General features: G+C 65.5%; 35 protein-coding genes. All 35 read right to left on the minus strand.

Features of this window, described 5'->3' with window-relative positions:
• Positions 1-11: 11 nt before the first annotated feature.
• Positions 12-620 (minus strand): hypothetical protein, encoded by a 609-nt coding sequence (locus ACFO27_RS09900; protein ID WP_376817193.1) that lies wholly within the window; start codon positions 618-620, stop codon positions 12-14.
• On the minus strand, positions 617-1,513 hold the full coding sequence (locus ACFO27_RS09905) for a hypothetical protein (RefSeq protein WP_376817194.1): 897 nt from the start codon (positions 1,511-1,513) through the stop codon (positions 617-619). Before ACFO27_RS09905 ends, ACFO27_RS09900 begins: the two co-directional genes overlap by 4 nt.
• Before the next feature lie 2 nt (positions 1,514-1,515).
• A complete protein-coding gene (locus ACFO27_RS09910) occupies positions 1,516-1,899 on the minus strand; it encodes a hypothetical protein (protein ID WP_376817195.1) in 384 nt (127 codons plus the stop codon).
• On the minus strand, positions 1,899-2,399 hold the full coding sequence (locus ACFO27_RS09915) for a hypothetical protein (RefSeq protein ID WP_042115658.1): 501 nt from the start codon (positions 2,397-2,399) through the stop codon (positions 1,899-1,901). The genes ACFO27_RS09910 and ACFO27_RS09915 overlap by 1 nt, the downstream gene beginning before the upstream one ends.
• 82 nt (positions 2,400-2,481) lie before the next feature.
• Positions 2,482-2,754, minus strand: a complete 273-nt coding sequence (locus ACFO27_RS09920; protein WP_376817196.1) for a hypothetical protein — start codon at positions 2,752-2,754, stop codon at positions 2,482-2,484.
• Positions 2,751-3,164, minus strand: coding sequence for a hypothetical protein (locus ACFO27_RS09925; RefSeq protein WP_376817197.1), 414 nt, complete (start codon positions 3,162-3,164; stop codon positions 2,751-2,753). Before ACFO27_RS09925 ends, ACFO27_RS09920 begins: the two co-directional genes overlap by 4 nt.
• Positions 3,161-3,406: a hypothetical protein gene (locus ACFO27_RS09930; protein WP_058379123.1), complete on the minus strand. Its 246-nt coding sequence runs from the start codon at positions 3,404-3,406 to the stop codon at positions 3,161-3,163. The genes ACFO27_RS09925 and ACFO27_RS09930 overlap by 4 nt, the downstream gene beginning before the upstream one ends.
• 19 nt (positions 3,407-3,425) lie before the next feature.
• Positions 3,426-4,028, minus strand: coding sequence for an N-acetylmuramidase family protein (locus tag ACFO27_RS09935; protein WP_376817198.1), 603 nt, complete (start codon positions 4,026-4,028; stop codon positions 3,426-3,428).
• A gap of 7 nt (positions 4,029-4,035) precedes the next feature.
• Positions 4,036-4,395 (minus strand): hypothetical protein, encoded by a 360-nt coding sequence (locus ACFO27_RS09940; protein WP_058379125.1) that lies wholly within the window; start codon positions 4,393-4,395, stop codon positions 4,036-4,038.
• Between the two features lie 2 nt (positions 4,396-4,397).
• Positions 4,398-4,565: a hypothetical protein gene (locus ACFO27_RS09945; RefSeq protein WP_376817199.1), complete on the minus strand. Its 168-nt coding sequence runs from the start codon at positions 4,563-4,565 to the stop codon at positions 4,398-4,400.
• 43 nt (positions 4,566-4,608) lie between these two features.
• Entirely contained in the window at positions 4,609-5,382 is a 774-nt protein-coding gene (locus ACFO27_RS09950; RefSeq protein ID WP_058379127.1) for a hypothetical protein, read from the minus strand.
• Positions 5,383-5,390: 8 nt separating this feature from the next.
• Complete coding sequence (locus ACFO27_RS09955) at positions 5,391-6,212, minus strand: hypothetical protein (protein ID WP_376817200.1); 822 nt, start codon at positions 6,210-6,212, stop codon at positions 5,391-5,393.
• A 66-nt stretch (positions 6,213-6,278) separates the two neighbouring features.
• Positions 6,279-6,965, minus strand: coding sequence for a hypothetical protein (locus ACFO27_RS09960; RefSeq protein WP_058379129.1), 687 nt, complete (start codon positions 6,963-6,965; stop codon positions 6,279-6,281).
• Positions 6,966-7,005: 40 nt separating this feature from the next.
• A complete protein-coding gene (locus tag ACFO27_RS09965; protein ID WP_058379130.1) occupies positions 7,006-8,703 on the minus strand; it encodes a hypothetical protein in 1,698 nt (565 codons plus the stop codon).
• Positions 8,704-8,718: 15 nt separating this feature from the next.
• Positions 8,719-9,369 carry a HeH/LEM domain-containing protein gene (locus tag ACFO27_RS09970; RefSeq protein WP_058379131.1) on the minus strand — a complete coding sequence of 217 codons (651 nt, stop codon included), beginning with the start codon at positions 9,367-9,369 and terminating at the stop codon, positions 8,719-8,721.
• A 27-nt stretch (positions 9,370-9,396) separates the two neighbouring features.
• On the minus strand, positions 9,397-11,079 hold the full coding sequence (locus ACFO27_RS09975; RefSeq protein ID WP_058379132.1) for a hypothetical protein: 1,683 nt from the start codon (positions 11,077-11,079) through the stop codon (positions 9,397-9,399).
• Between the two features lie 133 nt (positions 11,080-11,212).
• Positions 11,213-11,383 carry a hypothetical protein gene (locus ACFO27_RS09980; RefSeq protein WP_376817201.1) on the minus strand — a complete coding sequence of 57 codons (171 nt, stop codon included), beginning with the start codon at positions 11,381-11,383 and terminating at the stop codon, positions 11,213-11,215.
• Complete coding sequence (locus ACFO27_RS09985) at positions 11,373-11,918, minus strand: hypothetical protein (protein ID WP_058379133.1); 546 nt, start codon at positions 11,916-11,918, stop codon at positions 11,373-11,375. The genes ACFO27_RS09980 and ACFO27_RS09985 overlap by 11 nt, the downstream gene beginning before the upstream one ends.
• Before the next feature lie 4 nt (positions 11,919-11,922).
• Positions 11,923-12,990, minus strand: coding sequence for a hypothetical protein (locus ACFO27_RS09990; RefSeq protein ID WP_058379134.1), 1,068 nt, complete (start codon positions 12,988-12,990; stop codon positions 11,923-11,925).
• A 2-nt stretch (positions 12,991-12,992) separates the two neighbouring features.
• Positions 12,993-13,331: a hypothetical protein gene (locus tag ACFO27_RS09995; protein WP_058379135.1), complete on the minus strand. Its 339-nt coding sequence runs from the start codon at positions 13,329-13,331 to the stop codon at positions 12,993-12,995.
• A gap of 11 nt (positions 13,332-13,342) precedes the next feature.
• The gene (locus ACFO27_RS10000; RefSeq protein WP_376817202.1) at positions 13,343-13,831 is read right to left on the minus strand and encodes a hypothetical protein; all 489 of its coding nucleotides are present in this window, start codon (positions 13,829-13,831) and stop codon (positions 13,343-13,345) included.
• The gene (locus ACFO27_RS10005) at positions 13,828-14,628 is read right to left on the minus strand and encodes a hypothetical protein (protein ID WP_064675090.1); all 801 of its coding nucleotides are present in this window, start codon (positions 14,626-14,628) and stop codon (positions 13,828-13,830) included. The genes ACFO27_RS10000 and ACFO27_RS10005 overlap by 4 nt, the downstream gene beginning before the upstream one ends.
• Before the next feature lie 12 nt (positions 14,629-14,640).
• Positions 14,641-15,459, minus strand: a complete 819-nt coding sequence (locus tag ACFO27_RS10010) for a hypothetical protein (RefSeq protein WP_376817203.1) — start codon at positions 15,457-15,459, stop codon at positions 14,641-14,643.
• 80 nt (positions 15,460-15,539) lie between these two features.
• On the minus strand, positions 15,540-16,373 hold the full coding sequence (locus tag ACFO27_RS10015; protein ID WP_058379138.1) for a hypothetical protein: 834 nt from the start codon (positions 16,371-16,373) through the stop codon (positions 15,540-15,542).
• A 10-nt stretch (positions 16,374-16,383) separates the two neighbouring features.
• Positions 16,384-17,958, minus strand: coding sequence for a hypothetical protein (locus ACFO27_RS10020; RefSeq protein WP_058379139.1), 1,575 nt, complete (start codon positions 17,956-17,958; stop codon positions 16,384-16,386).
• A gap of 7 nt (positions 17,959-17,965) precedes the next feature.
• The gene (locus ACFO27_RS10025; protein ID WP_058379140.1) at positions 17,966-19,168 is read right to left on the minus strand and encodes a terminase small subunit; all 1,203 of its coding nucleotides are present in this window, start codon (positions 19,166-19,168) and stop codon (positions 17,966-17,968) included.
• A gap of 22 nt (positions 19,169-19,190) precedes the next feature.
• Positions 19,191-19,817: a helix-turn-helix domain-containing protein gene (locus tag ACFO27_RS10030; RefSeq protein WP_058379141.1), complete on the minus strand. Its 627-nt coding sequence runs from the start codon at positions 19,815-19,817 to the stop codon at positions 19,191-19,193.
• A gap of 2 nt (positions 19,818-19,819) precedes the next feature.
• Positions 19,820-20,266 carry a PDDEXK family nuclease gene (locus ACFO27_RS10035; RefSeq protein ID WP_376817204.1) on the minus strand — a complete coding sequence of 149 codons (447 nt, stop codon included), beginning with the start codon at positions 20,264-20,266 and terminating at the stop codon, positions 19,820-19,822.
• The gene (locus ACFO27_RS10040) at positions 20,266-20,496 is read right to left on the minus strand and encodes a hypothetical protein (RefSeq protein ID WP_150585987.1); all 231 of its coding nucleotides are present in this window, start codon (positions 20,494-20,496) and stop codon (positions 20,266-20,268) included. Before ACFO27_RS10040 ends, ACFO27_RS10035 begins: the two co-directional genes overlap by 1 nt.
• The gene (locus ACFO27_RS10045) at positions 20,487-20,789 is read right to left on the minus strand and encodes a Ref family recombination enhancement nuclease (RefSeq protein ID WP_241120562.1); all 303 of its coding nucleotides are present in this window, start codon (positions 20,787-20,789) and stop codon (positions 20,487-20,489) included. The genes ACFO27_RS10040 and ACFO27_RS10045 overlap by 10 nt, the downstream gene beginning before the upstream one ends.
• Positions 20,786-21,262 carry a DUF1367 family protein gene (locus tag ACFO27_RS10050; RefSeq protein ID WP_376817205.1) on the minus strand — a complete coding sequence of 159 codons (477 nt, stop codon included), beginning with the start codon at positions 21,260-21,262 and terminating at the stop codon, positions 20,786-20,788. The genes ACFO27_RS10045 and ACFO27_RS10050 overlap by 4 nt, the downstream gene beginning before the upstream one ends.
• 191 nt (positions 21,263-21,453) lie before the next feature.
• Positions 21,454-22,281: an ATP-binding protein gene (locus ACFO27_RS10055; RefSeq protein WP_376817206.1), complete on the minus strand. Its 828-nt coding sequence runs from the start codon at positions 22,279-22,281 to the stop codon at positions 21,454-21,456.
• Positions 22,278-23,222, minus strand: a complete 945-nt coding sequence (locus ACFO27_RS10060) for a hypothetical protein (RefSeq protein ID WP_376817207.1) — start codon at positions 23,220-23,222, stop codon at positions 22,278-22,280. The genes ACFO27_RS10055 and ACFO27_RS10060 overlap by 4 nt, the downstream gene beginning before the upstream one ends.
• On the minus strand, positions 23,222-24,352 hold the full coding sequence (locus ACFO27_RS10065) for a phosphoadenosine phosphosulfate reductase domain-containing protein (protein WP_376817208.1): 1,131 nt from the start codon (positions 24,350-24,352) through the stop codon (positions 23,222-23,224). Before ACFO27_RS10065 ends, ACFO27_RS10060 begins: the two co-directional genes overlap by 1 nt.
• On the minus strand, positions 24,352-24,888 hold the full coding sequence (locus ACFO27_RS10070; RefSeq protein ID WP_376817209.1) for a class I SAM-dependent methyltransferase: 537 nt from the start codon (positions 24,886-24,888) through the stop codon (positions 24,352-24,354). Before ACFO27_RS10070 ends, ACFO27_RS10065 begins: the two co-directional genes overlap by 1 nt.
• Between the last annotated feature and the right edge of the window lie 127 nt (positions 24,889-25,015).

Raw genomic sequence — 25,015 nt, forward strand, 5'->3', positions numbered from 1 at the left:
GGTGTTTCCTTTCAATGCGGATGGTGGTTGCTGTTGCCGCCGCCGTCCATGATGGTGCCGGATGCGTCGATGTTGCCCTGCACGCCGATGTTGCCCTCGACCGAAACGCCAGAGCCGCCGGAAACGGCCAGGCCGCCCTTGCCGACGATGGCGCCATCCACGGTGAGGTTTCCGGTGACGTGCGTATCGTCTGCCTGCACCGTGGCCGAAGGGGCCTGCACCGTCACATGGGAACCGGACTTGATGAGCACGTCACCCTGGGCAATCAGGTTCATCAGCGCATCGGCAAGCAACTCCATGTTGGCATGGTGCCAGCGCCGCCAGCCCGTCGAATTTCCCGCCTGCGGGTTCCGGTAGCCGGTGATGATGGGGTAACGCGCGTCACCGCCGATGAACGCCACCCAGACGGTATCGCCCGCCGTGATTTCGACCTCGGTAGCGTTCGCGCCGGCGCGCGACTTGTCGCCCAGGGAATACTCGATCTCGGCCAGCGGCAGCACGTCGCCGCCGTCGGTCAGGCCAGGAATCTCCACGCGGCACATGCGCGCGGTGGCATCGTAGCCGCGCACGATGGCGGGGTAGCGGCCCGGCCAGAAGCCGTAGGTTTCGCCCGCCTTCATTCTTCGAGGCTCCCCACCCAGAGCCGGGTATAGGCTTCCTGCTGGCCGCCGTCGTCCGTGCCGCTGCCGAAGACATGAGCCGCCGTGATGACGGCCAGCTTCGCGCCGCCGGCGTAGGCGATCAAGTCGCCGGCCACGACGTTCCCGCGCATGGTCGTCCGCGAGGTCTTGCGATGCACCAGGCAGCGCGTCATGTTGCGCAGGCGTTGGGCATCCTTGAATGGGGAGTAGCGCACCGCGCGCGGCTTGTCGCGGTTGCCGAACACCGCCGCGCCGGACGCGGCCAGCGAAAAGAACCAGGGCACGGTATGCCGTTCGAGGAAGCCGCTTTCCACGTCCTCGCTGGTGTTGTCGGGCAGGGTCAGCACCGTGGCCTGCTTGAACAGGTCGCCCAGCCGGACGAATTGCAGCTTGCCGTTCTTCCAGCGCACCGCGCCGCCCTCTTCCTGAAGCACGCGGGCGATGTGGAAGGTCGGGGTGTCGCCCACGGGGCAGTAGAAGCGCGGCACGGGGAAGTCGGCATCCACGCCCTTGATGGTCGCGCCGGCGGCCCGATAGATGGCGGCCAGCGAGGCGTTCTCTTTGATGATGGCGCGCTGGCGCACGTAGGCTGCGCCCTGGCAGGCATCCAGCAGCGCGGTCACGCTGTACGCCTCCATGTCGCGCTGCCCCTGGGAAGAACGCCCGGCGATGCGCTTGGATTTGACGATGCGCAGTGCGTCGCCGCCGACGTTCAGCACCTGGCCCTCGGCCAGCCGCTTGTCCAGCCCATCATCGCCGGCCCGGATCTCGGCTTCCAGCGTCAGGGGAATAGGGGAAAGGTCGGAGCGTAGCGTGGCGGACTTGATGAGGTCGCCGCGAAGCTGCTTACCGTCGACGAAGGTCACGATCACGGCTACACCGTCAGGATGGGTTGGAAGAATGCCCTATGCGGCATTTCCGCTTCGGTCTGGGCGATGTCGCCGGCAATCTCGCTGGCGCTGCGCCCAAACGGATCGACGCCCATGCCGCGCGAGGCTTCGAGCTGCAAGGCCGTCTCACGCTCGACGTACAGCAGGAACAGGGGTCGAATCAGTGCCCATTCGGGGTCGGTGATTTCCAGGTCGCCGTCGATGGCCGGCACCGGGTCGGCGTTCTCTCGCGCGCGGATGACGGCGTACCCGGCATAGAACCGGGTGGCCGCCATTGCCTGCGCAAGTACCGTATCCTCGTCCAGCAGATTGCCGGCGGGGCGCTCTTGCGTGGCGAACTGCGTAGCCAGCGCGGAGAGCGTCGTCATTAGCGGTAGTCGTTCGAGTTGCCGGCGGTGGTTTCGCCGAAGTAGTGGAAGAACGCCGTGCCGGTAATCATCAGCACCTGAGAGCGGTTCTCCCAGTCGCGGTCGGGGTCATCCACTTGAATGAAGCAATCGACGATGCGCTTGACGCGCAGGTACTGCTGCGGCGTGCCCTCGTACACCTTGGCGTTGAAGTAGCCGCCCTTGGCGATGAGATTCACCAGCATCTGATCGACGCTGCCGGCCACGTCTTCCAGCAGGGAGATTTGGCCCTGGTGGGCGATCTTGATTTGCTGGGCCTGATACATCATGGAGCCAAGCGGCATCGGCACTTCGATTTCGCCGGCGGGCGCGGTTTGCGGCCACGGGAACTGCTTGCACTTGAGCCAGCTTTGCTCGAAGCCTTCGATTTCCAGAGAGAAGTCGCTGGAAATGGCCTTCGCGCCCAGAGCGCGGGTCGCGTCGTAGTGCCCCTTCAAAAGGGCAGAAGTAGAAACGGTCATGTCGTTGTCCTTTCGTAGGGGATGGAGACGTACATAGGCACTGTATGGCACGCCCTGCCCGGCACCCGGCGCAGTTTTCCGCCTACTGGCAGGCCAGAATGGCCGCTTCCAGCTCGGCCTCGTAGCCCTGTCGCTGCTTGCGCTCTGCGCGCAGGGCCGCCATCTGGCGGAAGACGGTGGAACCCAGCGGAAGCGCCTCGACGGCGTAGGCCGGCTTCGTCGGCGCGGATACCTTGCACGGGACAGGAACAGGGACAAGAACCTGCTGCACGTCGGGCGCGCGCTGCGCGGGCGCGGCGCACCCGGCGAGGCCGGCCAGCGCAGCAAGGGCAATGGTCAGGATGATGGTCTTCATGGCTTCCCTCGCTCGGTCTTCAGTTCGGCATCGAACGCGGCGGACGCGGCGGCGCACTCGTTGGCACCGGCGGGCGGCTGGGACTGCAAGATGCTCGCGGCCTGCGCCTGGTAGCCGGCGGATTCGGTCTTCGCCTTGTCGGCGGCGGCCTTGGCCTGCTGCTCGCGCTCGGCGGCCTGCGCAACCAGCTTCGTGAGCTCGTCGTTCTGCTTCTGCGCGGCAACGGCAACGGCGTTGTAGGACTGCTCGAAGGAATCGGCGCGGTCGTTGGCCGCCTTCAGCTTCGTTTCCAGGGCGGCCACCTTGGGCGAGTAGTAGGCGGACGTGGCCTTGTAGCCAAGCCCGATACCCACGGCGATCATGGCAATGACGCCCAGCGCCTTCCAGAGCAAGGGATTGAGCGGGTTCATTGCGCCTCGCCTCCCGGCGCGTGCTCCTTGGGCTTGCTCTTGTCGCCCATGAGATACACGCCCAGGCCACCGACGAGGGAGCCGAAGCCGATGCCGAACGCCTGCATGTCGAAGTCCTTGCCCTGGGCGATCACGCCCCACGCAGCCAGGACGATGAACGCGGCGATGCCGACAATGGCGGCAACCCGCCCCGTTTCCAGCGTCTCGCCGTCGTAGTCGGTGATGAGATCCTTGAGCGACATATCATGCCCCTTTCTGCCGTCAGGCAAGTTCCGTGTCGTGCCGCTCGAAGGCAGCGGCCATCTTGGTGTCGTACTTGTTGGCCGCGTAGTTCGGGCCGTTGTAGTTCTTGGCGAACTTCGCCCAGTCCTGCGCCTTCAGCGCCGACCAGATGGCCGGGTTCGCTTTCACGAAACGCACGAAGGCGTCCAGTTGTGCGGCCTCGTCCCGGTACATGGCATTGATGAACTCCTGCACGGAGCCGTAGCCCAGCAGTTGCCAGTGGAAGCCCATGATCTGGAACAGACCCCAGCTCGCCGATTCCAGCGCGCAGGCCCGGTGAATCTTCGCCGCCTCGTCCAGGCGGTCACACTCGGCGACGCCGCCACGGTATCCGCCGGGCGTCGCATTGACGACGCCGGGGTGGCTCTTGGCGTAGGTTTCGGTCAGTTGCGGGCCGATGGCGTCCTTCAGGCGGCGGTACATGATGTGCCGCTCGAACAGGATGACGGGGCGGCCATCGTCGAAGAAGCCGGAGCCACGGCTTTCTACTTCGGTGACGGCCTTCACCGCCGCCACGGGCACGGACAGCAGCAGCGCGGCTTTCTGGAAGTCGGCGGGAATAAGTCGTTTGGATTCAGGCATCGCCATATCAGCCACCCTTCTTGAATTTGTCCGTCATGCCCTGGATCAGGTCGTAGTAGTCGCGCTGCAACTCTTCGCGCGTCGGCGGCTCTACGCCATCGCACTCGCAACGACTGATGTATGCCATGCACTTCGTGACGAAGCCGAAGATGTGGTTTCGCGCCGCCTCGACCTCGGCAAGGCGTTCGTCCAAGTCCTCCACGCGCTTCTGCAAGCGGGTGAAGGCGTCGCGGTCAGAGGCGTCGGCCTTGAGGGTCACAGCATCCTTGCTGACGCGAAGGCCAATCCATCGAAGGATCGTGAAGCCCAGCAGCGCCAGGCCGGCAATGCCGCCTGCTTTCTGTTCGGGTGGAAGTCCGTCCAGCATCCTTACATCCTCCGACGGGCAAGCACCTTCCCGAGATTGCCAATGGAGCGAATCACGGTGTTCAGGCGATCAACGGTTGCGGCTTGCGTTTTCAACTCGGCTTCCTTTCCTTTCTTCCAGTCCTCGAAGGGCTTACCCTCGAAGAACCGTTTAGCGACGCTGGGCTGCATCGCCAAGGCTTCGTTCAGTGATGTGGATGAATATAGGGTGAGGCTAGATGCCGTCCCCATCAGGTTTTCCGACCAACTCGCGCGCCATTCGGGAGAGACAGGAATGAACCGGAAATCGGGCCGGAGGCAAGTTGCTTGCCGCCCCTCCTTTCGGCATAGCCACGATGCCGTCCTCGGTAAATTCCAGCTTGAAGAAGTGGTGCAGCTTGTCGCGGCCTTCCAGGTACAAGCCCATCAGCCGCGTGAAGTCGCTGTCCGGGTAGCCCTTCAGCACGCGCACGCGCGACAGCAGGTATTCGTCGAATGCGCCCTCGCCGTCGGCGGCCTCCGGCGCTTCCTCGCCGGTGCGCAGTAGTTGCGCAGCCATCGCGCCGAACAACCAGTGCAGACGGCCAGAAAGGCCCTCGACCTCGCCTACCATGCGCTCGATGGATTCAGCCATCGCGCCGGTGAGGTGTCGGACGTGCCAGGTGTCGCCGCCGACCTCGCCCACCTCGACGGCCTGCACCGAAGTCTGGATGTCGGCTTCGCCTTGCAGGTAGTCCGAGTAGCGCCCCGCGCCCAGCGAGAAGTCGGGGCCGTCCTCGGTCGTGGCGGAAAGGTAGTGGCAGACGGCCAGGATGCGCTCCTGCACCGTCCAGCGGGCCGGGTCATCGACGCCACCCTTCGACGCATCGACGGCAGCGCGCAGGAAGGCCGTGGTGCTGGCTTCTTCCATGTGGCCGGGCATGGCGGCCAGGGCCAGCGAATCGCCGATGGACAGTTCGCGCAGTTGCAGCGTCAGGCGGCGCGTGCGAAGTGGTGGGAAGTAGATCATTGTGGCTCCTATTTGATGACCTTCGCCCAGTCGGCGCGGTCAAGAGCGGTAAGCGTGCATAGGGTCATCGGCACGAGAAGTTCGACGTACTTGCCGTTTGCATCCACGGGAGAGCTCATCGGCATACCGATGGATTCGATGACCAGCGGGGAATAAAGGCGGCCCTTGTATTTCATGGCAATCCGCGTGGGCGACTTCGACGGAAGCAAGGCTTCGACATAGCCCATCGTCCCCCTCACTGTTTCAGCGGCACGCGATAGCAAGGAACCGTCCTTGGCAAGTTCGATGGGCAAGGCCCACTCCATCAACTTGTTGAACGGAGCTTCGACCTCGCTTGCGGCATCGCGCCAGGCCCGGAACAAGACTGTGACCGTAATCTTCACCGGCGGCATTCCGTTGAACACCTGCGTGCTGTTCAGCTTCGTGATGCCAGTACGCCCCTCGAACTGCTTGAGGAACGTCTCCGCCTGCTGTTGTGATTGAGGATCCGATGCGGAGGTTTTCTTGTTAGCGAACGGGTTCAGGGAATCGACGATGGGCTGAAGCGCGCCGGACTGAAGCATGGCGAACAGCGCCGGGGCCTTCGATTCCGGCCCGGCCTGCTCGAACGGGCTCTGCCAGTTCAGCACGGCTTCGAGGTTGGATTCGACCAGCGGCCCCCTGACGACAATGGGATCAGTCTTGTCGGTGATTTGCCCCCAAGAATCCTCGCCCGTCTTCGCAACCTCATAGAAGCTAGCGATCAGGTGCGGCGAAAGCCCATCCCACACAGACCCAAGGGACGGAGCGGTAAGGCTGGGCACGGAACCAGGAATAGGTACGTTCGGCATAGAATAAAAATGGCGCTACCGCTCTCGCAGCAGCGCCCAAGGCCCCATCATGGCAAGGAGAACTTCTTACTTCAGGCCCGCGCGCTGGCGGATGCGCATGGACTTCATGCGGCGCATCATCGCCCCGGCGGAATGGCTCTTCATGCGCGCCTTGCGGATCGCCACCTTCTGCTTGGCAGACAGGCGGACGTGGCCGGAGATACGCTTGTTGATGCGCACCTTCTTCCCGCCACGGATGACCACCTTCTTGCGGTAGGCAGCGTCCAGCGCAGGCTCTTGGTCGTCGTCGGAGAACACGAAGGCGTCGATGTCATCGCCGGCGCCGTCTTCGCCATCGGGCAGCACGGATGCCACCAGGTCGCGCACGCGGTCGGCGGCCTCGCCGTCCCAGTCGTTCAGCAGCGCGCCGGCGTCCTCTTCGGACACGCCGCACTTCACGAGGTAGTCCCAGGCGGTGTTGAGCGCCACTTGCAGGACGCCCTGCTCGTCTTCGGTGATGTCGCCGTCCTTGTTGGCATCGGCGATACCCACGAAGAGAGCCATCAGGCGGTCGGCGTAGCTTTCGCCATCGTCCAGGTCGTCGGTTTCTGCCCATTGCTGGACGGCGGCCACAGCCGACACGGAAATGTCGGCGATGGTGTAGTCGTCGGCGCCGGACAGCTTCGGCTCCTTGTCGTCGGCGCTGTCCAGCGTCTTCTTGGCAGCGGGATCCGGGCGCTTGAGCGCGCCACGCAGCATTTCAGTCACGTTCATGGTTTTGCTTCCTTTCCTCTATACGGTTTGCGGGTGGCGGTTACTTGCTCAAGGTCTGCGTTACGAAGGTGCGGCGGTTCGTGCCGTCGTAGCGCAGGGCGTAGGTCACATCCATGTCTTCGTAGGGCCGCATTTCATTGGGCCGCACGTCATACACGAACGCCTTGCCGCCCATTTCCGGCTCGCTGGAAGGCACGATCCACTTGGACGCCTCCGCACCCTCGAAGAGGGTTTGCAGGAAGTCCTTGGTCTTCTTCACCGACATATCCATCGGCAGTTGCAGGTTGTCCTTCGCAGCGCGCGTCACGGCCTCGTCGATGCTGGTGCTCATGTCGGCCACCGCGATCAGCTTCTTGAGGCTGGATTCGACCAGCGCGCAGGTCAGCGAATCGCGGAAGACGTAGCGCCCGCCGCCGGTGTAGGTTTCGTACACCACCGGGTTGATCTTGGCGCGCGCGAGCGCGTTCAAGTCCTGGTCGCGCAGCTTGACGGTCTGCGTAATCTTCACGCGCTGGATGGCCCATTCGCGGCCCGCAATCGGGTAGTTCTTCGGCGCGAAGCCCTTGGCATTCACCTGGGCGTTACGACCGCAGGCGTAGGCGATGTTCAGCGTCGCCGTGCCGAAGTAGCCGTTGGGATTCACGCCCGTCGGGTCGTCGGACTTCAGCGGAGCCCAGAAGGCGTGCATCAGGTGCGCGGTCTGGCTGGCGCCCATGTTGAGCTGATTGACGAACGCGATGGCCGCTTCCACCGACAGGTTGCCGGGGATGTCGAAGCGGAGCTGGCGGTTCGTGTCGAACGCCAGTTGCGCGAGCTGGGCCAGCAGCGCCGGGGCCTGCGTGCCGCCGGACGAGATATAGGCGTAATCGAACTGCGTGTATTGCAGCTTTTCACGCGCGCCCATGTAGTCCTGCGTGGTGTAGGCCGTGCCGCCTTCGGAGAAGCACACCTGCACGCCGGACTTCGCCCATTGCTGGCGCCCGTTGGTGTCGTAGCCGTAGGCTTCGGAGCCGGCGGCGATGACGGCGGCAGCGCCCAGCACGCCGGTCTGCAATTCGACGGCATCGGTCTGGCCCTGGGCCACGTCCGGCAGGTAGTTCGAGTTGCCGTAGTCGTCCTTGGAATCGGACTTCAGCGAGCCGTAGAACTCGTACAGCAGGTTGTCGTCCTTGTCGCGCAGGCGCAGCGTGAGCTTGTCGTTGGCGACATCCAGGCCAGCGTCCTGCACGGATTCGGCACGGAACTCGATCTGGATGCCGTCGTTGTGGCATTCCAGGTGCTTGACGGCGAACAGGAACGGGGTTTCCAGTTCCTCGAAGGCGTCCTCGGTCATCACCGTGTAGGTGAAGTCGCCCGTCGGGGCCGGAGCCACGGGCGGCTCGGCTGCCGGGTCGCCGGCGGTCATTTCGACGGCCACCACCAGCCACTTGATGGCGGCGGAGGTCGTGGAAAGACGCTGGATGATGGCCTGGTAAGCGCCCTTGTTCAGGGCTTCCACGACATGCACCCACGCCTCGTTGAGCGCGGACAAGCGCACCTGCTCGCCGTTGCCCAGCTTCTTGAACACGTTGCCGCGATCCACGGCGAACGGCTTGTCGATACGGCCACGAGTGGCCCGCATCATGATCCCGAACACCTGGTCGGAGTTATCACCGGCGGGAATCTCGGAGTTGTCGCGCAGCGGGTTGAGCTGAACGCCGGATTCCGCACCGAGTTGTCGCACGAAAGCGGTACTCATGGCCTCTCCCTTCTATTACGCGCCGGTGGCTTGTTGGCCGTCGGCAGCGCCGTTTTCTTGACCGGCAGCGCCGGCACCTTCACCGCTGGCATCGCCGGTCGGCGCAACAGGGTCGGCGGTCTTGTCACCCTCGGGGGCGACAGGAGCGGCGTCCAGCAGCGCGGCCAGGTCGGCCTTCTTGGCATTGGCCTGGAACTCGATGCCCTTGGCCTTCAGTGCGTCCTTGAGTTGGTCGTAGGACAGACCTTCGGACGGCTTCTTGACGATGGTTTCGCCGCCCTCGCCGCCGGCGCCCGTGCCTTCGCCCGAACCCGTGCCGCCGGCACCTTCACCGCTGGCATCGCCATCGGTTTCAGCCGGGATAGCGCCGTCGGAAATGGTCACGGCCAGCTTGTAGCGGTTGAGCTCGGCGATCTGCTCGATGCTCGAAGCCACGCGCTGGAACAGGTCGTGCGAGGCAACCTTGACGGTCTTCGCGCTTTCCTTGTCGTTGGCGACGTGCTTCAGGAACAGGCCCGGCACCTCGGGGAAAACCACGTCGCGCGGCATGTGGTTCTTCACCGTGATGGTGAGCGGGTACTTGGCGTCGGCGAAAGCCTCGGCCACCAGTTGGTTGGCGTCCTTCCCCGTGAGGGAAGGAGCGCCCAGCTTGACGATCTTGGTCATGTTGGTGCTCCTTTCCGGCCTGGGCGATTAGCGCAGGTTGGTCACGTTGATGGTGGCGCAGCCCAGCGAAGACGGGCCGTGCGGATTGACCGCCGTGAAGTTGCGGGCGTAGAAGCCGGCGCCTTCGCGCAGGTCATCGCCGGCCAGCAGGGGCTTGACGGTCGGGGGAACGGCATCGCCCAGGACGATGGGGTTGCGCGCCACGTCGGTAGCACGGCCCACGCAGAGGATGTTGCCGCTGTTGGCGGTTTCGGCCACTTCCTTCGGGGTGTAGTACACCTCGTACTGGCCGAACAGGCGGCCCACGCGGAAGATGCCGGGGCGGACGGCGATACCGGACGGCTCGAAGATGTCGTTGGCGAGCGTCAGGAACTGCGAAGCGATGTCCTTGCCGACATACAGGTGGGTGATACCGTGGTTCATGGTATCGACGGCCATCTGCTGCGACGCATTGGCGAGAGCCGCGCCGAAGTCGTGCCAGATGTCGTTGCGCTTGAGCTGCGTCGAACGGTTCGCCCAGTCGAAGTTGTAGGTGGACTGGTTGTTCGCGGCCAGACGGCGGGCCTTCGCCAGCACGTTGTAGTGGCGCTCGTTGGCAAACTGGTTCTGGATGGCGATGATGCTTTCGCTGTACGGATCCAGGTTCAGTTCGTTCGCCATCTGGGTGCGGCCGTCGATGCTCTGACGGGTGATGACGCGCCACGGGGCCGCGTACAGCGGGAAGGTGCTGACGGACGTGATGATCGAGGGGGTAACGCTCGGGTCACGCTCGAAGTCGATGAAGCCTTCCACCGTCACGGGGATGGTGTCGGGCATCTTCGGGGTCGTGGTCAGCGCATACACGCCGGTGTCGGTGTTGATGGTGCCGCCGATCACGTAGGTGGTGCCCGCGATGGTGATGCTGCCATTGACCGGCGAGTTGCCGGCGCCGGAGCTGTTGATCGGCTCTTGGGCGGCAAGCACGCCATTGACATACACCTGCGAGCGGCCACGCAGCAGCTTGACGCCGGTAGCGCCCTGGTCGCAGGTGTCGCTGGTGGCTTGACCGACGGTCAGCTTGCCGCCCACGGTGCCGTCAGCGGTCGCCGGGGTGGTGGTATGGACGCGGGACGCGCCGACGTAGGCGCCGCCGGAGTGCGTGCCGTCCAGCAGGTCGTTCTGGGCGTAGGCGCCGAAGGTGTTGCCGGCCTGGTGGCTCACGATGGCGAGCTTGGCTTCGTTGGAGCCGATGTCCGCCGGCAGGTAGTGCGCGAACGGGATGGCTTCGGCGAAGGTGGTCAGGATGGACACCACGGCGCGGTTCGGCTGGATGGAACCCTGGTCGTGATGGACGGACGAGGCCGAATCCAGCGCGGCGCCGTACTTGCGCTTGGCTTCGCTGGTGGTGGCGTAGGCCAGGTGCAGAGCCTGCTCGGCCACGTCAGCGGGGACGGTCATGCCGTGCTGCTCTTCGTAGATTTTCACGCCGTCGAGGATGGCGCGAGTGACGCGCTCCTTCTCGCCTTCATCCTTGCAGTCGTCGAGGACGGCTTGCAGGGTTTCGGGGATCTTGACGCCCGAACTTTGGCTCGTCGCGGTCGCCATGAAGTCGGCGGCTGCGGCGGAATCGAAGGTGCCGCTCGGGGCGGCATTGTCCTTCAGGGAGGTGATGAAATTGGATACTTCGGCAGTCTCGCGCTTGAAGTAATCCTGTTGGATGCGCTTGGTCATGGTTTCGTGTCCTTTCGGAGAAGTTCAAACACAGGAAATGCCGACTGGTAGCCGACTGCTGGTCATTCTCCGGGCCGCAAAATCACGCCAAAGGCGGTTTTTCCGGTTTTCTACTACCCCGTCCAAGGGGGGGCTACGACGGGAGCCTTTCGCCGCTCTCGAATTGCTCGCGCCCGTCCATCGCGTGATGCACGAACAGGCCCGGCTCGTCCTCGTCGGATGTCGGGCGACACCAGAACGAATCGCTAACCTCGTGCTCCCGAAAGTCGCCCAGCGGGATGATGTGGAGCTGTTCAGGGTTCATCCGGCGCCCCGTCTTCAATGTCTTCCACCGGCCCGGCGGGCAGGTGCAGGTCGTCGCGGCGGTTGGTCACATACCGGGTGGTGTATGGCGGGATGTTGGACGTGGTTTCGTAGCCGACGACCTCGAAGGCGATGCGCGCCGGGTTCGGGCCGTCGCCCAGCAGCACGTAGATCACGTCGTTGGTGCGCACGTCGAACCACTCCGCGCTGCCCGACGGGCCTTCCGGTTCGATGAGGAAGCGGAACTCGTCGATGCCACCCGTGTTCGCGTCCTTCCTGTCCATCATCGGCGACGCCCCGAAGGGATCCGCCGGCAAGGCGTAGCCGTTGCCGACGTAGGCGTACTCGAACTGCTCTTCGTCGCCGGTGTTGAGCACGGCCAGGCCGCCCAGCGTCGGGTTGCCATCCACCGTTTCCTCGCCGGCGCCGGAGCGCGTGACGCTCTTGCGGAAAAGCTGGATGTTGAAGGCGTTGGGGTGATTGACCACGACATTGCGGGCCATGCGGTTGATTGCTTCGGGCACGTTGTTGAGCATCGCTCTATCCCTTCTGATTCTGTTGGGCCTGGGCCAGCAGCTTCATCACCTGATCGGGCGTCATGCCGAACTGGGCGGCCAGGGTCTTTGCCGACGACTGCACGGCGCGGCGGGTTGCGGTCGCCTTCCTCTTCGGCGGTGGGGGCGCTGCTTTCTTGGCGGCTCGGACAAGCGCGGCGCGCTCCCGTGCGCGCTGGCGCTGGCGCATGGTGGCTTCCACGTCGCGGATGCGGGCGGCAGGTTTCCCGGCCAGCTTTTCGGCCTCTTCCTGGGACATCTGCACGCTCACGCGGTTGTTGTCCTGGGCGCGGGCCTTGTCGATCAGCCGGGCGAGGAAGTTCTGGATGGAAGGTGAGGATTCCACCTCGGCCATGACGCGCAGAATGTGCTTGCAGGCGACGCCGTGCAGGTTCGGGTTGCGCACCTTCGGGTAGCCCGTCTCGTCGCGCCCGGCGTTGAACTTGCCGATGGTGGCGATGTATCGGAACCAGTAGCGCCAGCGCCCGCAGTCGCACTCGATGCGCAGCGGTTCCTTGCGCATCCACGCCGCCGACTTCTTACCATCCCCGCGCGCACCGGAGGCGGCGGAGGCGTAGGACAGAAAATCGACGATGACGTGGTGGTGCGACACGTCGGAGTTCGGCCCGGCGTTGGTCATAAACCGCACCTTGCTCCCGTAGGCGGCCACCGGGACGGCGGTGCGAATCTCCGCATTGGCGCGCGCGCGGTCATCGGGCAGGGACAGGTCAAGCACCTGCCGGGCGCGGATGCCGCCCTTGTAGCGGCCCTGGGCGACACGGACGTTGTGGCGGAACTGCGCCAGGTCGTCATGCGTCAGGGGGCGCACATTCCCGCCCATCGTCGTCATCAGCATCCGGTGGGCGTCGTACTCGCCCTGCACGTCCTTGGCGTTGAGGATGACGGACTTGGGAGATTCGCCGGCGGCGCGGCGCTGGGCGGCATCTTCGGCGGCGCGGGCCTTCTGGTCGGTCGCGGAGCCGCGCAGCTTGGGCAGCCAGCCGCTGGGGCTGGAACCACCACTGGATCGGCCCGTGGGCTTCTTGGTCGCCATGCCTACGCCCCCGCCCAGGACGGCGCACCAGCTTCGCGCAGGTCGGCGATGGATTCAAACCCGACGCGGCGCTTGATGGCGATGAGCTGGCCCTCGTTCGGGAGCACGATGCGCTTCTGGGGAAGCGGCTGGTCGATGCTGTCCAGGCCGGCGGCGGCCATGACCGTCAGGTATTCGTCGCGGCGGCCATAGACGCGCTGGGAAACCAGCGTCAGGTCGAGGGCTTCGTCCGGCTTCGTCTCGTAGTAGATGGCCGTAGTGTCCCAGGGCTTGACGCTCTCCGCGAACTTGCGGACTTCGCGGTAGAAGGACTTGGCGGCGCGGGTGTCTTGGTCGAGCATGGCCGGGCCTTTCAGATGGTCAGGATGCCGCCCCCGGCCAGGTGCCGGAAGGATTCAGCCATGCGGACGGTGCTTTCCACCGTGTCGGAGCGCAAGGCGTACAGGCAGGTCGCCAGCGCGGCCACCTGCGCGCACGTCACGCTGGCGTTGATGCGGTACTTGGGGCCGCTGGTTTCGATGCCGTCCTGCTCGATGGCATTGCTGGGGTTCGCCCGGTTTGCCCGGTCGCCGAACACCAGGCGCGGGGCCTTTCCGTCCGCCGCCACGCCGTTCTTCAGGGACTGGAAGGCGGCGATGGCAGGCAGCAGGTCGGCATCGGTGAAGAGCTTGTCGCGGGTAATGTCCGGCACGTTGGTCAGGATGGTGCAACCCTCGCGGCGGTCGGCGCGGTATCCGGCCTCGGCGCTCACCACCAGCACGCGGGCGTCGGTGTCGTAGGCTGAAAACAGGCTGCACGGCTGGCCGCCGTAGCCGGTGAAGGTCGCCTGAATCTGGATCATGCCCCGCCCCCTTCGCCGCCGGCGTCAGGCGCGGACACGCCGTAGGGTCGGATGTCGGTCGCGCCGCCGTTCGGCCCGGCTTCGCGGCTGGTGATGCCGATTTGCTGCACCACGGGGTAGCCGGCAGGATCCGCAGCGTCGCCCGGCGTGCCCTTGCCGTCGTTCGGTTCGCCAGCCTTGGGAGCGTCGAAGAGCGGGATTTCCGCGCGCAGGGTGATGTCGATGGCGAGTACCGTCAGGTTCTTGGCCTCGGTCGGGATGTTCATGGCTGGCACGTCGGGAAGCTCCACCTGCACGGGCCAGTCCATCGGCTGGCTGGCGAAGGCGTAGCGCGCCGTGAATCGGCGGTTCGGTGTGGCATCGAGGAACAGGCCGAATTGCGCGGCCAGCGAATGCGCGGTTGGTTCGTCCGTGGCGAAGATGACGATCTGCGCCCGGATGTCGCCAGCCACGGCGCGCAGGCCGAACATGCGCTCCTTCGGGTCGGTGGGGATGATGACCATTTCCCGGTCGGCCACCTGGCGGGTGTAGTCGCGCCCCGTCGGGGTGTAGTCCTTCGCCAGCGCAACGAGGATGGCGGGCATGTCAGGCGGGCGCGTGGGAGCGTCGTGGATGTCGCTGCGCATCCAGAGGGAAAGCATGTCCTCGGCAGCGTCGATCATGCGGGACGGCGCCCAGGCGATGCTCTTTGCCACCCCGCGCGTGACGTAGCTTTCCAGCGGCTTCGTGGTCGGGACGAGGGTCGCGTAGAAACGGCCCATGAACAGGCCGAAGGCTTCCTTGACGGGTTGGAGCATGGGCGCGGCCTATCAGCGGGTGAACTTGCCGATGAGCCGGCCATACAGCGGGTCGGCGGGCGGCTCTTCCTGCTTCGGCTCCACGAAACGCGGCAGCGCGCCGGCGCTATGGAAGGCGGCCATGTCGCGCGCCATGCGCTCGCTCACGCCACCGGCCAGCACCAGCGGGGCAATCCCGGCGGCGTCCAGCGCCACACCCGCGTCGATGCCCTTGGCGGCCAGCATGGACAGAAGCTGCTCGTTCTCGGCGCTCAACCGCTCGATCACCTCGCAGGCCCGCTCGCGCTCGCTATTCGCGGCGTCCAGCAGATGGGCCATGCCGCGCAACTGCTCGTCGTAGATGGCGGCCTCGATGTCGTCCAGCGTCATGTCGCGCACGTCGTCCAAGGTGTAGCCCCGGTTCGTGCTGTAGTTCGGTTCCAGCACGTAGTCGAAGCCGAAGAACTCGGGCCGGGTCTGGTCGATGGCGGACGAAAAGCCGCCGGTGCGGCTGGCGTACAGCTTCGCGGCCACTTGGCCGGAATCGGTATCAAGGAACTCGGCCTGATGCTCGATGGTGCCGTCGTCGTGCGCGCGCAGTAGCGTGGTCACGAGGGCCGGTTCGACGATGGACGGCTTGCCGCCTTCCAGTCCGCCCTCGGCAGGGTTCAGGCCGAACTTGATGCGCGGCCAATGGCCGTAGTAGCCCTGCATGTCGCGGTTGCGCATGCGCTCTTGGCAGGACGGGCCGTTGATGGCGGCGACGATGGCGCGGATGTTGAAATGCCGCTCCTTGCCGCGATACTGCCGGCCCCGCTCTTTCAGGTTGTAGGTGATGACGTTGGTTTGCATGGGGAGCCCCCTTTCTTCACTCGCCTGATGGTAGGTCGCGGGCGTCGCCGGGCAGGGTCGCTTTTTCCCGTTCTTGCGGGCTACCTGGTCTTCATCCTCACCTCAAGGCCGCGCAGCAGGCGGTGGGCGGTATCGTGGTTGCAGCCGCCGATGAACTTGCAAACGTCCTCGGCGGTCGGGCTGATTTCGCTGTTTTCCAGCGCCGCGTAGAGCCGTTCCACCATGTCGGCGTCGTCCGGCTGGCCGTGCCGCGCGACGGTCTGCCCGGCCAGCGCCGCCACCCACAGCAGGGAGCCCAGCACCTCAAGCAGCATGGCGATCACCACACCAGACCACGTATTCAAAGCCTCGATGGGCAGGCCGGTCACGGCGGTCACGCGCGCCACCACGGGATCCACCTCGGCCCCGGCGGCTTCCTGGTCGGTCAGCGCGGTCAGCCGGGCGCGCAGGTCGTTCGCCCTCTTGCCCTGGGCCAGCTCGATTTCCAGCGCGACGCGGCGCTGGGGGTCTTTCGTGCCGGCGAGGATGCCCGCCACGGTCGCGGCGGAGCGGGCCTTGTTCTGGGAAAGCTCGGCCTCGATGGCGGCGCGCTGCTCCTGCATGGCGCTGGCCTTGGCGGATGACGCGGCCCGGCCCTCGGCGGCGCCGTGGCTGGCATTGGCGAAGAACCAGATATGCCCCCAGAGCGCGGCCAGGAAGCAAAGGCACCAGACCGGCCAGACCACCAGCCGGGAGAAGCGGCCTAGCAGCGCGGGAAGCAGATGCACGGCCAGCACGATCACGGACGACAGCCCGGCCAGCAGCCATCTATCCACCTCCGCGCCGGCGCGCTGCCATGCGCTCACGACGGCCATAGACACGGCCAGGCCAGTGACGGCCACGGCAAAGATGCGGGTAATTGCGTCCTTCATCATCGGGTTTCTCCTACACGTCGGCGAACATTTCGGCGGCCTTCTTCGATACCTCGTCGGTCAGGCTGTTGGTCAATTCCCCGGCGCTGTCGCTCACCATGTAGGTAGCGCCTTCGAGGTATGCAAAGCTCATGGCGTCGATCAAGTCAGGGGACTTGATGCCCTCGCGCCGCATGTCCTCCTTGGACATCATCACGTAGCGCAGGCCGCCGGCCTCGCTGAAGTGGTACGGCAGCCGGGAGCCCTGGTCGATGATCTTCTCGCGCAGCTTCTTGGAAATGCCCTGCGGCAGCACCACGCGGCCCTGCCGGACGGCATCACGGAAGCGCACCATCGCGCACGCGCGCAGGTTGTAGAACCGGCTCTTGTATTCGTTCTTGAAGCAAGGGATGCCCCAATTCACCCGAACCACCGTGGCGCCGGAACGCTCGATCAGCTTGCACACGGTCGCGCCGACGCCGCCAGCATCCACGTACAGCGTGGCGTTGGACAGCTTGCCCACCAGATTCACCAGGTCGCCGGCCAGGTCGATTTCGTTCTTGTCGTTGGCCGCGATGGGGATTTCGATGTATTCCACGCGGCGCGCGTCCGGCCCGTGGTCGGTGTCGCCGATGATCTTGGCGACGATGGCAACCGAATCGTCGCGGTACTCGCCCAAGGCCACGTCGGACAGCACCACCAGGCCGAAGGGTTCGTCGTCGGCGATCAGCTTGCGCGGCTCGAAGGCGGCCTCGATGTCGGCGCGGGTCAGAAGGACATTGCTGCTGCTTTGGGCGAACAGGCCCAGCACGCGGATCTGGTATTCGACGGAACTGCGCCCGCCGCTCTCGTTCGCCCGCTCGCGCAGCCATTGGGTCGTGACGAAGGGCGACAGCTCGGAATTGAAGCGCAGCGCGTGCCAGCTTCCCCCGTTCTCGCGCTTCAGCGTGTGGTGCGAATCGTAGAAGCGCCCAGCGTTGCGCGCCCCCTGCGACGCCATGAGCGTGCGGTTCCCGCCCTGGGTCTGGGTGCCGTCGATCACGTCGAAGTGGTCGTCGGACACGCCGGCTGCTTCGTCGATGATGATGAGCTGCCAGTAGCGGTGCTTACCCGCTACCCCGATGGCCTCGCCCTTCTTCATTGCGATCTGGGTGATGAACCACTGCTCGGCGAACCCATTCACATGCACGCGGGTCTTCGTGATGGTGAAAAAGTCGTTCAGCCAGGCGTGCGGCCCGTTGGCGATGGCGATGCGGGCATCCTGCATTTCCTTCCAGATGCCGTCGGCAACCTGCTGGATGAACGGCGCGCCGATGTAGGTGTTGCTGCCCACCTCCACCTTGCCGTCATAGACCGCCACAGGGAAGCAGAGCAAGTGCCAGAGCGCGATGCGCGCGAAGCTGGCCGTCTTGCCGGTGCCGGTGCCGGACACCACGGACACCTTGGCATTCTCCGGCGTGATGGCCTGGAACAAATCCATCTGGTCGGCGCTGGGCATGAAGCCCGTCACCTCCACGGCGAAGCGCAGCGGGTCGGCGTGATACCGCTCCACGAACTCCGCGTAGCGCGGGTCTTCCAGCAGGTTCCGGTTCCTCTTCTTGGCCGCCATGATGCGCCTAGCTGCCCGTGGATTCCGGCTCTTGCAGCGGCTGCCCGTCCTCACCGCCGCCCGCCGGCGTGGCATCCTCGATCAGGCCGCGCTCGGACAGCACCGCCGCCTGCCGCGTGCGCGCCTGGTGCATCTTGTCCTCGTAGATGCGGTAGAGGTCTTCGCCCGACACCATGTTGATATTGACCTCGACATCCTTCTCCTTGAACAGGCCCAGCGCGCGCGCCAGGTTGTCCATCGCCTTCTCTTTGGACAGCATCAATACCTCGATGCCCTCCTTGCCCACCTTGACGCCGCAATAGACGAGGCGCGCCGCCGGCGACAGGTTGCGGGTGTCGTTGAAGAACACTTCCTCGATGCCGTGGCCGTGGCACTCCGGGCAGTCCTCGTGCGGGGCCTTGCGCTTGTCATACCAAGCGTCGGTGTAGTCAGGGAACTCGCCGATGTCGTCGGCACTGTCCGCCTTCTTCCGGCGGGCGCGCTCCCGGTCGTGCTTCTTCTTGGCCTCTTCCAGGCCGGACGGGGTGTATTGCCGGGCATGGCCCTCGCCCCAGCAGTACGGGCAACAGACCCGGCGAAGCTGGGAGATTTCGTTCGCGTCGAACGTGACGATGGCGGCCCACAGGCGCATGAGTTCGTCGCCGTCGATTCCCAGCCGGCGGGCGCGGGCCGTGGCGAGGGTGACGATGGCCTGGCTCACCTTCGGATTTTGCAGAAGCTGCCAGCCCTGCGTCATCGCGCTCTTGGGGCTGTATCCGGCCCTGATTGCCGCTGCCGATGCGTTCCAATCCACAAGGTATTCGCGCACGAAGATTTCTTGCTGGTCGGTCAGGTCGGCGAACACTCCGAACTCGTCCGGGTCGCGCTCCACGGCCTGCATGGTCGTAGCCGGCAAGGTTTCGATGGTTTCTCCGGCGATGGTTTCGCCCTTCTCGGAAACCATGCGGCCAGAAACCTTTGCCTTCGGCTTCCCGCTCTTGCCGGTCTTTGCTTTGGTTTCGATGGTTTCGGGCGTAGGTTTCTCGCCCGGCAGGTGCAGCGGGGACTTCTTCAGCCAGCCGTCGGCGGTCGCGCGCTTGCGCACGGCAGGCGCGGAGACGGGCAGTTCCATTTCGGCCACCAGCCAGGTGTAGCCGTCGCGGGGGTCGTTCTCCCACTTGGCGCGAACAGCAGTCCACTTCTGCGGGGAGAGCTTCGGGGGTGCAGCCATACGGATCTCGTCTTCTTCAAGGTCAGAGCGCCAGGCTCAATTGATGGGTCTGCGGGGCGGCGACGGCACACTCCATGCGGAACCGCTCCATCTTGGTCTTCGCCGCCTTGGCGGAATCGCTGGCGCGCTCCACGGCGGACACCAGCCGGGAGCCGGCGCGCATTTCCTCGAACGCGGGGTTGAGCTCGGCGAACCGGGCCAGGGCGACGCTGGCATCCTCGGACGCGGCCAGCATGACGGCCACGGCATCGGTCAGGGTCTGCACCCGGTCATGCAGACGCTTGAGGGTTTCCATGTCCCGCTGGCGCAGCTTGTCGAAGGTGTCGAACATCCAGGCGGACACTTCCCGCTCTTGGGTCATCCGGGCGCCCACCTCCCAGTCGTCGGTAGCGCCGAAGAGGAAGTCCACGGACACCTCATACACGCGCGCTGCGCGCACGATGAGCCACAGGGGCACGCTGTTGGTATCCGTCGCCAGCTCCACCTTCGACAGCTTCGAGGGGTTCGCATACCCAAGACGACGCGCTGCCGCACTCTGGGACAGGTTGCACAGTTCCCGCGCCGCGCGCATCCGGGCACCGATGGTCTTGACCGCCGCCGCCTGCTCTTGGCGCGTGGTCAGGGACATGGTTTTCTTCTCTGTTGCCATCGTTACACCCTCCTGATAGTCCAGCCGCCGCCCGCCTTCTTCGCCTGCTTTTGGCAGAGGAAGAACCGGAACGGGAACATGCCGGCGGCCACCTTCAATTTCAGCCACCCGTCTTCGCGGATGAATCCGCCCTTCGTTTCATGCACCTCCAAGGCCCCGTCGGCCAGCATCACCAGGAAGTCCGGCGTGTAGCGCGTGTTGTCCGCCAGCTTCAGGGTCATGGCTTCGTAGGCCCACCACAGGATTTCCCCGCTCACGCGGCGGGCTTCCAGCATCTGGGCGTACTCGGCCTCGGTCTTGTTCATGTCGGGCTCGCGCAGGGCGCCCGTGGACACGGGGAGCGCGACGGCCTGCCCGCCTTCGGTCACTCCGGCGCGGGCGGGTTCCGCCGTGCGCTTCTGGTGTGCGGCAAGCTGCTCTTCCGTCCAGCGCAAGGTATTCGCGGCCATCAGGAAGCCTCCCCGCGTTTTTCCAGCCACGCGCGGCGCGCGCCCAGGGTCTTCTCGTCGGCCAGGCGGAACTGCGCGCACTGGCGGGGATACACCGACGACGGGAAGGACGACGTGCTGGGGCTCATGGCGCAGAGGCCGAAGCCCAGGCGGCCCATCTGCCCGGCATCCTTCATCCGGTAGTGGCCGCAGTCGATGCACTTCACGGTGTCGTCGGCATTTACCGGCATCCGTCCCCCAGTCGTTCGATGGTCATGGCGAGCAAGTCCAGCTCGGACAGTCGGTAGGTGCGCTCGAAGGCGCTGGTGCCCAGCCCGTGCAGGCCGGTGTTGCCCTGGTGGTGCTCCGGGCACAGGGGCACGGTCAGGAAGTTACTGGCACGCTGGCTGGCACCCTGCCCCTCGCGGATGTGATGCACCTGCGCCGGCGTGGCGCCCAGGCCAAGGTGATCGCAGAGGATGCAGCCCAAGGCGGCGACGCGGCCCATATGGCGCTTCTCGGCGGCGGTCGCGGCGCGCTTCATTGGTCGAACCTCATCAGCTCATTGACAACGCGCTCTACCTCTTCCTCGCTGGCATAGCCGGCAGCCTTCAGCACGCGATCCCAGACCACGGTGAGCACGGCGCGGAACACCTGCTCGAACTGCTCATCGTCCATGCTGGAAAAGGACAGGCTTTCGGCTTCCAGCCGCAGCTCGCCGCGCACGTTGTAGACCGGCTTGTAGAACCCGGCCAGGATGGTCATGTCCTTGCGGAACCGCTCGAAGTCCTTGGCGACGGGCAGACCCTTGTATTCCAGGGGCGTGACCGGCTCCCAGACCTCGAAGGCCAGCTTGAACAGGGCGAACGCCTTGCGGTGGAACTTGACGTTGCGCGCCTTGCGCACAGTTGCGCGCACGCCCTGGCCGGCCTTCAGCTTTTCGACGAAGGCGGCGGCCTCCGCGTCCGCCGGCGCCAGCGCGCCGTTGAGGGTCTTCACCAGAACCACGTCGCTCATGGTCAGGCTCCAATCCGCGTGCGGTAGGTCACGATGTCGCGCGCCGTCCAGGGGCTGCATCCGAAGATGCGGCCCAACACGCCGTAGCCCTTGCGGTGCGCGCGGCGCCAGCCTGCCAGCCGTGGTACATGGCGCGCATTTCGCGCACCTTGGCGTCGGACAGCCGGGCCTTGTGGTGCTGCTCGCCGGGCTTAGGCATGGTCGCCCCCCTTCCGGTGGCTGGGCCAGTCGAAGACGACGGACTGGCCGCCGTCCTCGCGCAGGCGGTCGAACACCCGCTCGCCCAGGTAGGACTTGATGCCCGGCACCACGCGCCCGCCCTCTTCGGCGTCATCCAGGGCCAGGTTCGACATGAGAATCGTCGGACGCCGGCGCTCGTACCGTTCGTTCAGGATGTCGAACAGCAGCAATTTTTCGGTGTCGGAGCCGAACTGCACGCCCACCTCATCGAGGATCAGCAGGTCGGGGAACACCAGCGCGGCAATGGCTTCGCTCTCACTCTCCCGGCTGTCGCGCCCCCAGGTGTCCTTGACGCGGCGCACCGCGCGCATGACCGTGGTGAAGAGCACGGCGGCGCCGTGGTGCTCCATGACTTCCAGGCCGATGCCGACGGCCAGGTGCGTCTTGCCGGTGCCGGGCAGGCCGATGAACAGCGCGGAGCGGCCCGTCTTGCGGATCTCGCCGAACTGGGCGGCGTAGGTAGTGGCGAAGTCCAGCGCGCGCTTCTGGCCGGGCAGTTTCGCCGCGTAGGTGGCAAGGCGGCGCTCGCGGAACCGCTCGGGGATGCCGGCCTCGCCGATCTTGCGCTGCCAGCGGGCCACCGCATCGGCGCGCACCTTGGCGTCAGCCTCGGCCTGCTCGCGGGCCTTCTCTTCGGCTGCGCAGGTCGGGCAGGCCGTCCAGGCATTGCCCAGGAAGCAGCGCGCCTCGAACGGGCCGTGCGTCGCGCAGGTGTCGTCGCGGGTCAGCGGCGGGGTATGGAAGCCGGAATGGACGGGTTTAGCGGTCGTGGCAGTCACAGTGCGCCTCCTTGGCCGTAGTTGCGGTTCTCGTAGCCGCCGTGGGTGCCGGTCGCCGCCGGGCCGCGCGCGGCGCTACCCTCTTGGCCCTGCTTGGCGTACCAGGTCGCCCGGAAGCCTTGCCACGAGTTCGTCGCGGACACGCGCACGGCGTCGGCGGGGGTGATGCCAGCCTTGGCGGCCTCGGCCTTCACGTCATCCCAGGCGGTTTGCGTCAAGGGGGCGCGCTTCGCGGTGCGCACCTTCAGCCAGTCCTCGGCGTGCTTGCGCTCCACGCCCTCGGCAACCAGCTCGCGCACGCCCATCGCCTTCGGCAACTTGTCGCCGCCCTTGCCAGCTTCCGTAGCGGGTGCAGGCGCAGTAGCAGGGTCAGCGCCTTCAGCCTTGTCGGATTCGGCAGCAGGCAGCCCTTGGCCGTCAGGCCCAGAGACGGGAGACGCAGGCGCGGCAGCGCCTTCTGTCTTTTGGTTTTTCTTCTCTTTATCTGTATCTTTATCTGTATCTAGCGTGACATCGCGTGACGCTTCGTGACCGGCACTATCTGCGCCCTTCCCATCGGCCTCTTGGGCCTGCTTTTCGCGCTCGCGCTGCTCGCGTTTCCTCTCAGCAGCGGACTTCGCACCAGTTTCAGGATTGCCCGCGTCCTCCCGCTTGGGTTGGCGCTTTTCCCAGCCGGTCAGGCGATCACCATCCATCACCCGGCCCTGCATGGCCTTGAAAATCGCCTCGATGGCATCGTCCGTCACGTCGAGCGCGCTTGCCACATCTTCAGCCGTGACAGTGACGTGACCGCGCGTGACATTGCGTGACGCATCTACCATCAGGTGCAGGGCAACCGACAGGACGAGGGAAATAGGCTGCCCCGAAGCGCGCGCAACGGTGCGCCATTTCGGGTCGTTGGGCATGTCGTGCCACAGGCGGAACCAGTCAATCGCAGCCATCAGGCGGCCCTCGCTTCTTGTTGTTGTCCAGGGGCCTGCCACTGGTCACATAGGCCATACGCGGACGCGCAGGCCGTCGGCTCGATGAGGTCGGCCAGCATGTCAAGCTGACGCCCACCGCGCGACGTGCGTGACCATTCGACGCGTGCCCAGATGTTCAGGTCAGCGAAAATCTTCCGGAGGTCTTTGGCATCGTGGGCATCTGCCATGAGGGTGCTGAAGCCACGCTTGCTGCAATCCCCGACGATGCGTTCCCACTCCGCGATGCGTTCGATGTGCTCCGGGAAGCGGGCTGCGATCTGGCGCACCTCTTCCTTGTTCGCGTTGATGCAGGGCATACAACCGACACGACCCATGCCTTGCAGATAGAGGGGGTTGGGACGAAGGTTGCGCGAGCCGCAGAACTCGAACACCTGCGCCGCCGTCCATTCCACGATGGGCCGGTAGGCGTACATGCCGGGGCCGATGCGCTCGAACAGCTTGGCGTTGCGCCGATTCAGGCTTTCATCGCGGCGCACGCCCTGCCAGCTCACCACAGTCTTGCCGGAATCGGCGAGGTCAAGCTGGAAAGCCACGGCCATGTTGCGCTTCAGCTCTTCCGTGCAGAACTGGGCCATGCGGCTGGGGAAGCGCCCCTTCCAGATGCACAGGTCAAGGAAGGGATTGCCGGTCGGGCGCATGGCGGCCATTGCCCGGCGCTTGGCCTTGTTCGTCCAGCGGACGCGGCGGCCGCCACCTACCTTGCGGGTCTTCTGCACCGGCTCGATGACTTCCTGGCCGTTGCGGCGAACCTTGCGCATGATGATGTTCCCGCGCCCGTCGCGCTTCGGCACTGGGTTCCCGGCGGCGTCGAACACCGGCGCGGTGTCATATTCGCGGCGCGTGCGCTGGTCGCGGGCCACGAATATGCGCTTGGCGTCAATCTCTGCGTCGAAGCTGGCGCGCAGGCGAACGATCTTGATGTCGAGGGCGGATTCGAGGTAATCGAGGTAGGCATAGACCTCTTCGTGCTCGTTTCCGGTGTCGCAGAAAATGGGGATGACGCGATGCCTCCCGAACCGCTCCAAGGCGATCAGCAGGGTTGCCGCGCTGTCCTTTCCGCCGGACACGCTGATGACATGGACAATCATCAAGCCCCCCCCCCGCTGCCTTCTGCGCCAGCAGAAAGGGGCTTCATAAAGACGATCCAGTGCGTCAGGCCCTTGCGGCCCGTCGGATGGCCGAACAGCGGCGCAACCTCGGTCAGGGCGAGGATGTCGCCCACCTTCACCTGGGTTTCGTTCCACTTGAAAATCAGCGTTCCGTTGTCGGCGAGCACCCGGAAGCACTCGGCGAATCCGGCGCGCAAGTCGTCACGCCACTCCGGCCCCAGCTTCCCGTACTTGGCAGCCAGCCAGCTTTTCGGGCCAGCGCGAACCAGGTGCGGCGGGTCGAACACCACGAGGCTGAAGGAGCCATCCGGGTACGGCAAGTCACGAAAGTCGAGCAACACGTCCGGCTCGATGTGGAGGGTGCGCTGGCCGTCGGCCCGGCCATGCGAACGGTCGGTGACAGTAAGGGTTTCGTGGCGGCGGTCGCCATACACCACGTCGGGATGCTGGCGGTCGAACCAAAACATGCGGCTACCGCAGCAGGGGTCGAGCACGCGCTTGACGGCTTCGGTCATGCCGCACCCCCACCAAGGCGCACGAACGCGCCAGCCAGCCCGCAGGCGGCGAGGATGTCGGCATTGTCCTTGCCGAATGCGATCAGGACGGACGGAGCGCCGGCGTTGCCAGCACGCCCCCCCCCCC

Source organism: Castellaniella denitrificans (assembly GCF_042653765.1).
Classification (GTDB): domain Bacteria; phylum Pseudomonadota; class Gammaproteobacteria; order Burkholderiales; family Burkholderiaceae_B; genus Castellaniella; species Castellaniella denitrificans.

Excerpts from the sequence above, each read along its gene's own strand:
- ACFO27_RS09900 (WP_376817193.1), bottom strand. The coding sequence starts at position 620 with ATGAAGGCGGGCGAAACCTACGGCTTCTGGCCGGGCCGCTACCCCGCC.
- ACFO27_RS09910 (WP_376817195.1), bottom strand. The coding sequence starts at position 1,899 with ATGACGACGCTCTCCGCGCTGGCTACGCAGTTCGCCACGCAAGAGCGC.
- ACFO27_RS09915 (WP_042115658.1), bottom strand. The coding sequence starts at position 2,399 with ATGACCGTTTCTACTTCTGCCCTTTTGAAGGGGCACTACGACGCGACC.
- ACFO27_RS09920 (WP_376817196.1), bottom strand. The coding sequence starts at position 2,754 with ATGAAGACCATCATCCTGACCATTGCCCTTGCTGCGCTGGCCGGCCTC.
- ACFO27_RS09925 (WP_376817197.1), bottom strand. The coding sequence starts at position 3,164 with ATGAACCCGCTCAATCCCTTGCTCTGGAAGGCGCTGGGCGTCATTGCC.
- ACFO27_RS09930 (WP_058379123.1), bottom strand. The coding sequence starts at position 3,406 with ATGTCGCTCAAGGATCTCATCACCGACTACGACGGCGAGACGCTGGAA.
- ACFO27_RS09935 (WP_376817198.1), bottom strand. The coding sequence starts at position 4,028 with ATGCCTGAATCCAAACGACTTATTCCCGCCGACTTCCAGAAAGCCGCG.
- ACFO27_RS09940 (WP_058379125.1), bottom strand. The coding sequence starts at position 4,395 with ATGCTGGACGGACTTCCACCCGAACAGAAAGCAGGCGGCATTGCCGGC.
- ACFO27_RS09945 (WP_376817199.1), bottom strand. The coding sequence starts at position 4,565 with ATGCAGCCCAGCGTCGCTAAACGGTTCTTCGAGGGTAAGCCCTTCGAG.
- ACFO27_RS09950 (WP_058379127.1), bottom strand. The coding sequence starts at position 5,382 with ATGATCTACTTCCCACCACTTCGCACGCGCCGCCTGACGCTGCAACTG.
- ACFO27_RS09955 (WP_376817200.1), bottom strand. The coding sequence starts at position 6,212 with ATGCCGAACGTACCTATTCCTGGTTCCGTGCCCAGCCTTACCGCTCCG.
- ACFO27_RS09960 (WP_058379129.1), bottom strand. The coding sequence starts at position 6,965 with ATGAACGTGACTGAAATGCTGCGTGGCGCGCTCAAGCGCCCGGATCCC.
- ACFO27_RS09965 (WP_058379130.1), bottom strand. The coding sequence starts at position 8,703 with ATGAGTACCGCTTTCGTGCGACAACTCGGTGCGGAATCCGGCGTTCAG.
- ACFO27_RS09970 (WP_058379131.1), bottom strand. The coding sequence starts at position 9,369 with ATGACCAAGATCGTCAAGCTGGGCGCTCCTTCCCTCACGGGGAAGGAC.
- ACFO27_RS09975 (WP_058379132.1), bottom strand. The coding sequence starts at position 11,079 with ATGACCAAGCGCATCCAACAGGATTACTTCAAGCGCGAGACTGCCGAA.
- ACFO27_RS09980 (WP_376817201.1), bottom strand. The coding sequence starts at position 11,383 with ATGAACCCTGAACAGCTCCACATCATCCCGCTGGGCGACTTTCGGGAG.
- ACFO27_RS09985 (WP_058379133.1), bottom strand. The coding sequence starts at position 11,918 with ATGCTCAACAACGTGCCCGAAGCAATCAACCGCATGGCCCGCAATGTC.
- ACFO27_RS09990 (WP_058379134.1), bottom strand. The coding sequence starts at position 12,990 with ATGGCGACCAAGAAGCCCACGGGCCGATCCAGTGGTGGTTCCAGCCCC.
- ACFO27_RS09995 (WP_058379135.1), bottom strand. The coding sequence starts at position 13,331 with ATGCTCGACCAAGACACCCGCGCCGCCAAGTCCTTCTACCGCGAAGTC.
- ACFO27_RS10000 (WP_376817202.1), bottom strand. The coding sequence starts at position 13,831 with ATGATCCAGATTCAGGCGACCTTCACCGGCTACGGCGGCCAGCCGTGC.
- ACFO27_RS10005 (WP_064675090.1), bottom strand. The coding sequence starts at position 14,628 with ATGCTCCAACCCGTCAAGGAAGCCTTCGGCCTGTTCATGGGCCGTTTC.
- ACFO27_RS10010 (WP_376817203.1), bottom strand. The coding sequence starts at position 15,459 with ATGCAAACCAACGTCATCACCTACAACCTGAAAGAGCGGGGCCGGCAG.
- ACFO27_RS10015 (WP_058379138.1), bottom strand. The coding sequence starts at position 16,373 with ATGATGAAGGACGCAATTACCCGCATCTTTGCCGTGGCCGTCACTGGC.
- ACFO27_RS10020 (WP_058379139.1), bottom strand. The coding sequence starts at position 17,958 with ATGGCGGCCAAGAAGAGGAACCGGAACCTGCTGGAAGACCCGCGCTAC.
- ACFO27_RS10025 (WP_058379140.1), bottom strand. The coding sequence starts at position 19,168 with ATGGCTGCACCCCCGAAGCTCTCCCCGCAGAAGTGGACTGCTGTTCGC.
- ACFO27_RS10030 (WP_058379141.1), bottom strand. The coding sequence starts at position 19,817 with ATGGCAACAGAGAAGAAAACCATGTCCCTGACCACGCGCCAAGAGCAG.
- ACFO27_RS10035 (WP_376817204.1), bottom strand. The coding sequence starts at position 20,266 with ATGGCCGCGAATACCTTGCGCTGGACGGAAGAGCAGCTTGCCGCACAC.
- ACFO27_RS10040 (WP_150585987.1), bottom strand. The coding sequence starts at position 20,496 with ATGCCGGTAAATGCCGACGACACCGTGAAGTGCATCGACTGCGGCCAC.
- ACFO27_RS10045 (WP_241120562.1), bottom strand. The coding sequence starts at position 20,789 with ATGAAGCGCGCCGCGACCGCCGCCGAGAAGCGCCATATGGGCCGCGTC.
- ACFO27_RS10050 (WP_376817205.1), bottom strand. The coding sequence starts at position 21,262 with ATGAGCGACGTGGTTCTGGTGAAGACCCTCAACGGCGCGCTGGCGCCG.
- ACFO27_RS10060 (WP_376817207.1), bottom strand. The coding sequence starts at position 23,222 with ATGGCTGCGATTGACTGGTTCCGCCTGTGGCACGACATGCCCAACGAC.
- ACFO27_RS10065 (WP_376817208.1), bottom strand. The coding sequence starts at position 24,352 with ATGATTGTCCATGTCATCAGCGTGTCCGGCGGAAAGGACAGCGCGGCA.
- ACFO27_RS10070 (WP_376817209.1), bottom strand. The coding sequence starts at position 24,888 with ATGACCGAAGCCGTCAAGCGCGTGCTCGACCCCTGCTGCGGTAGCCGC.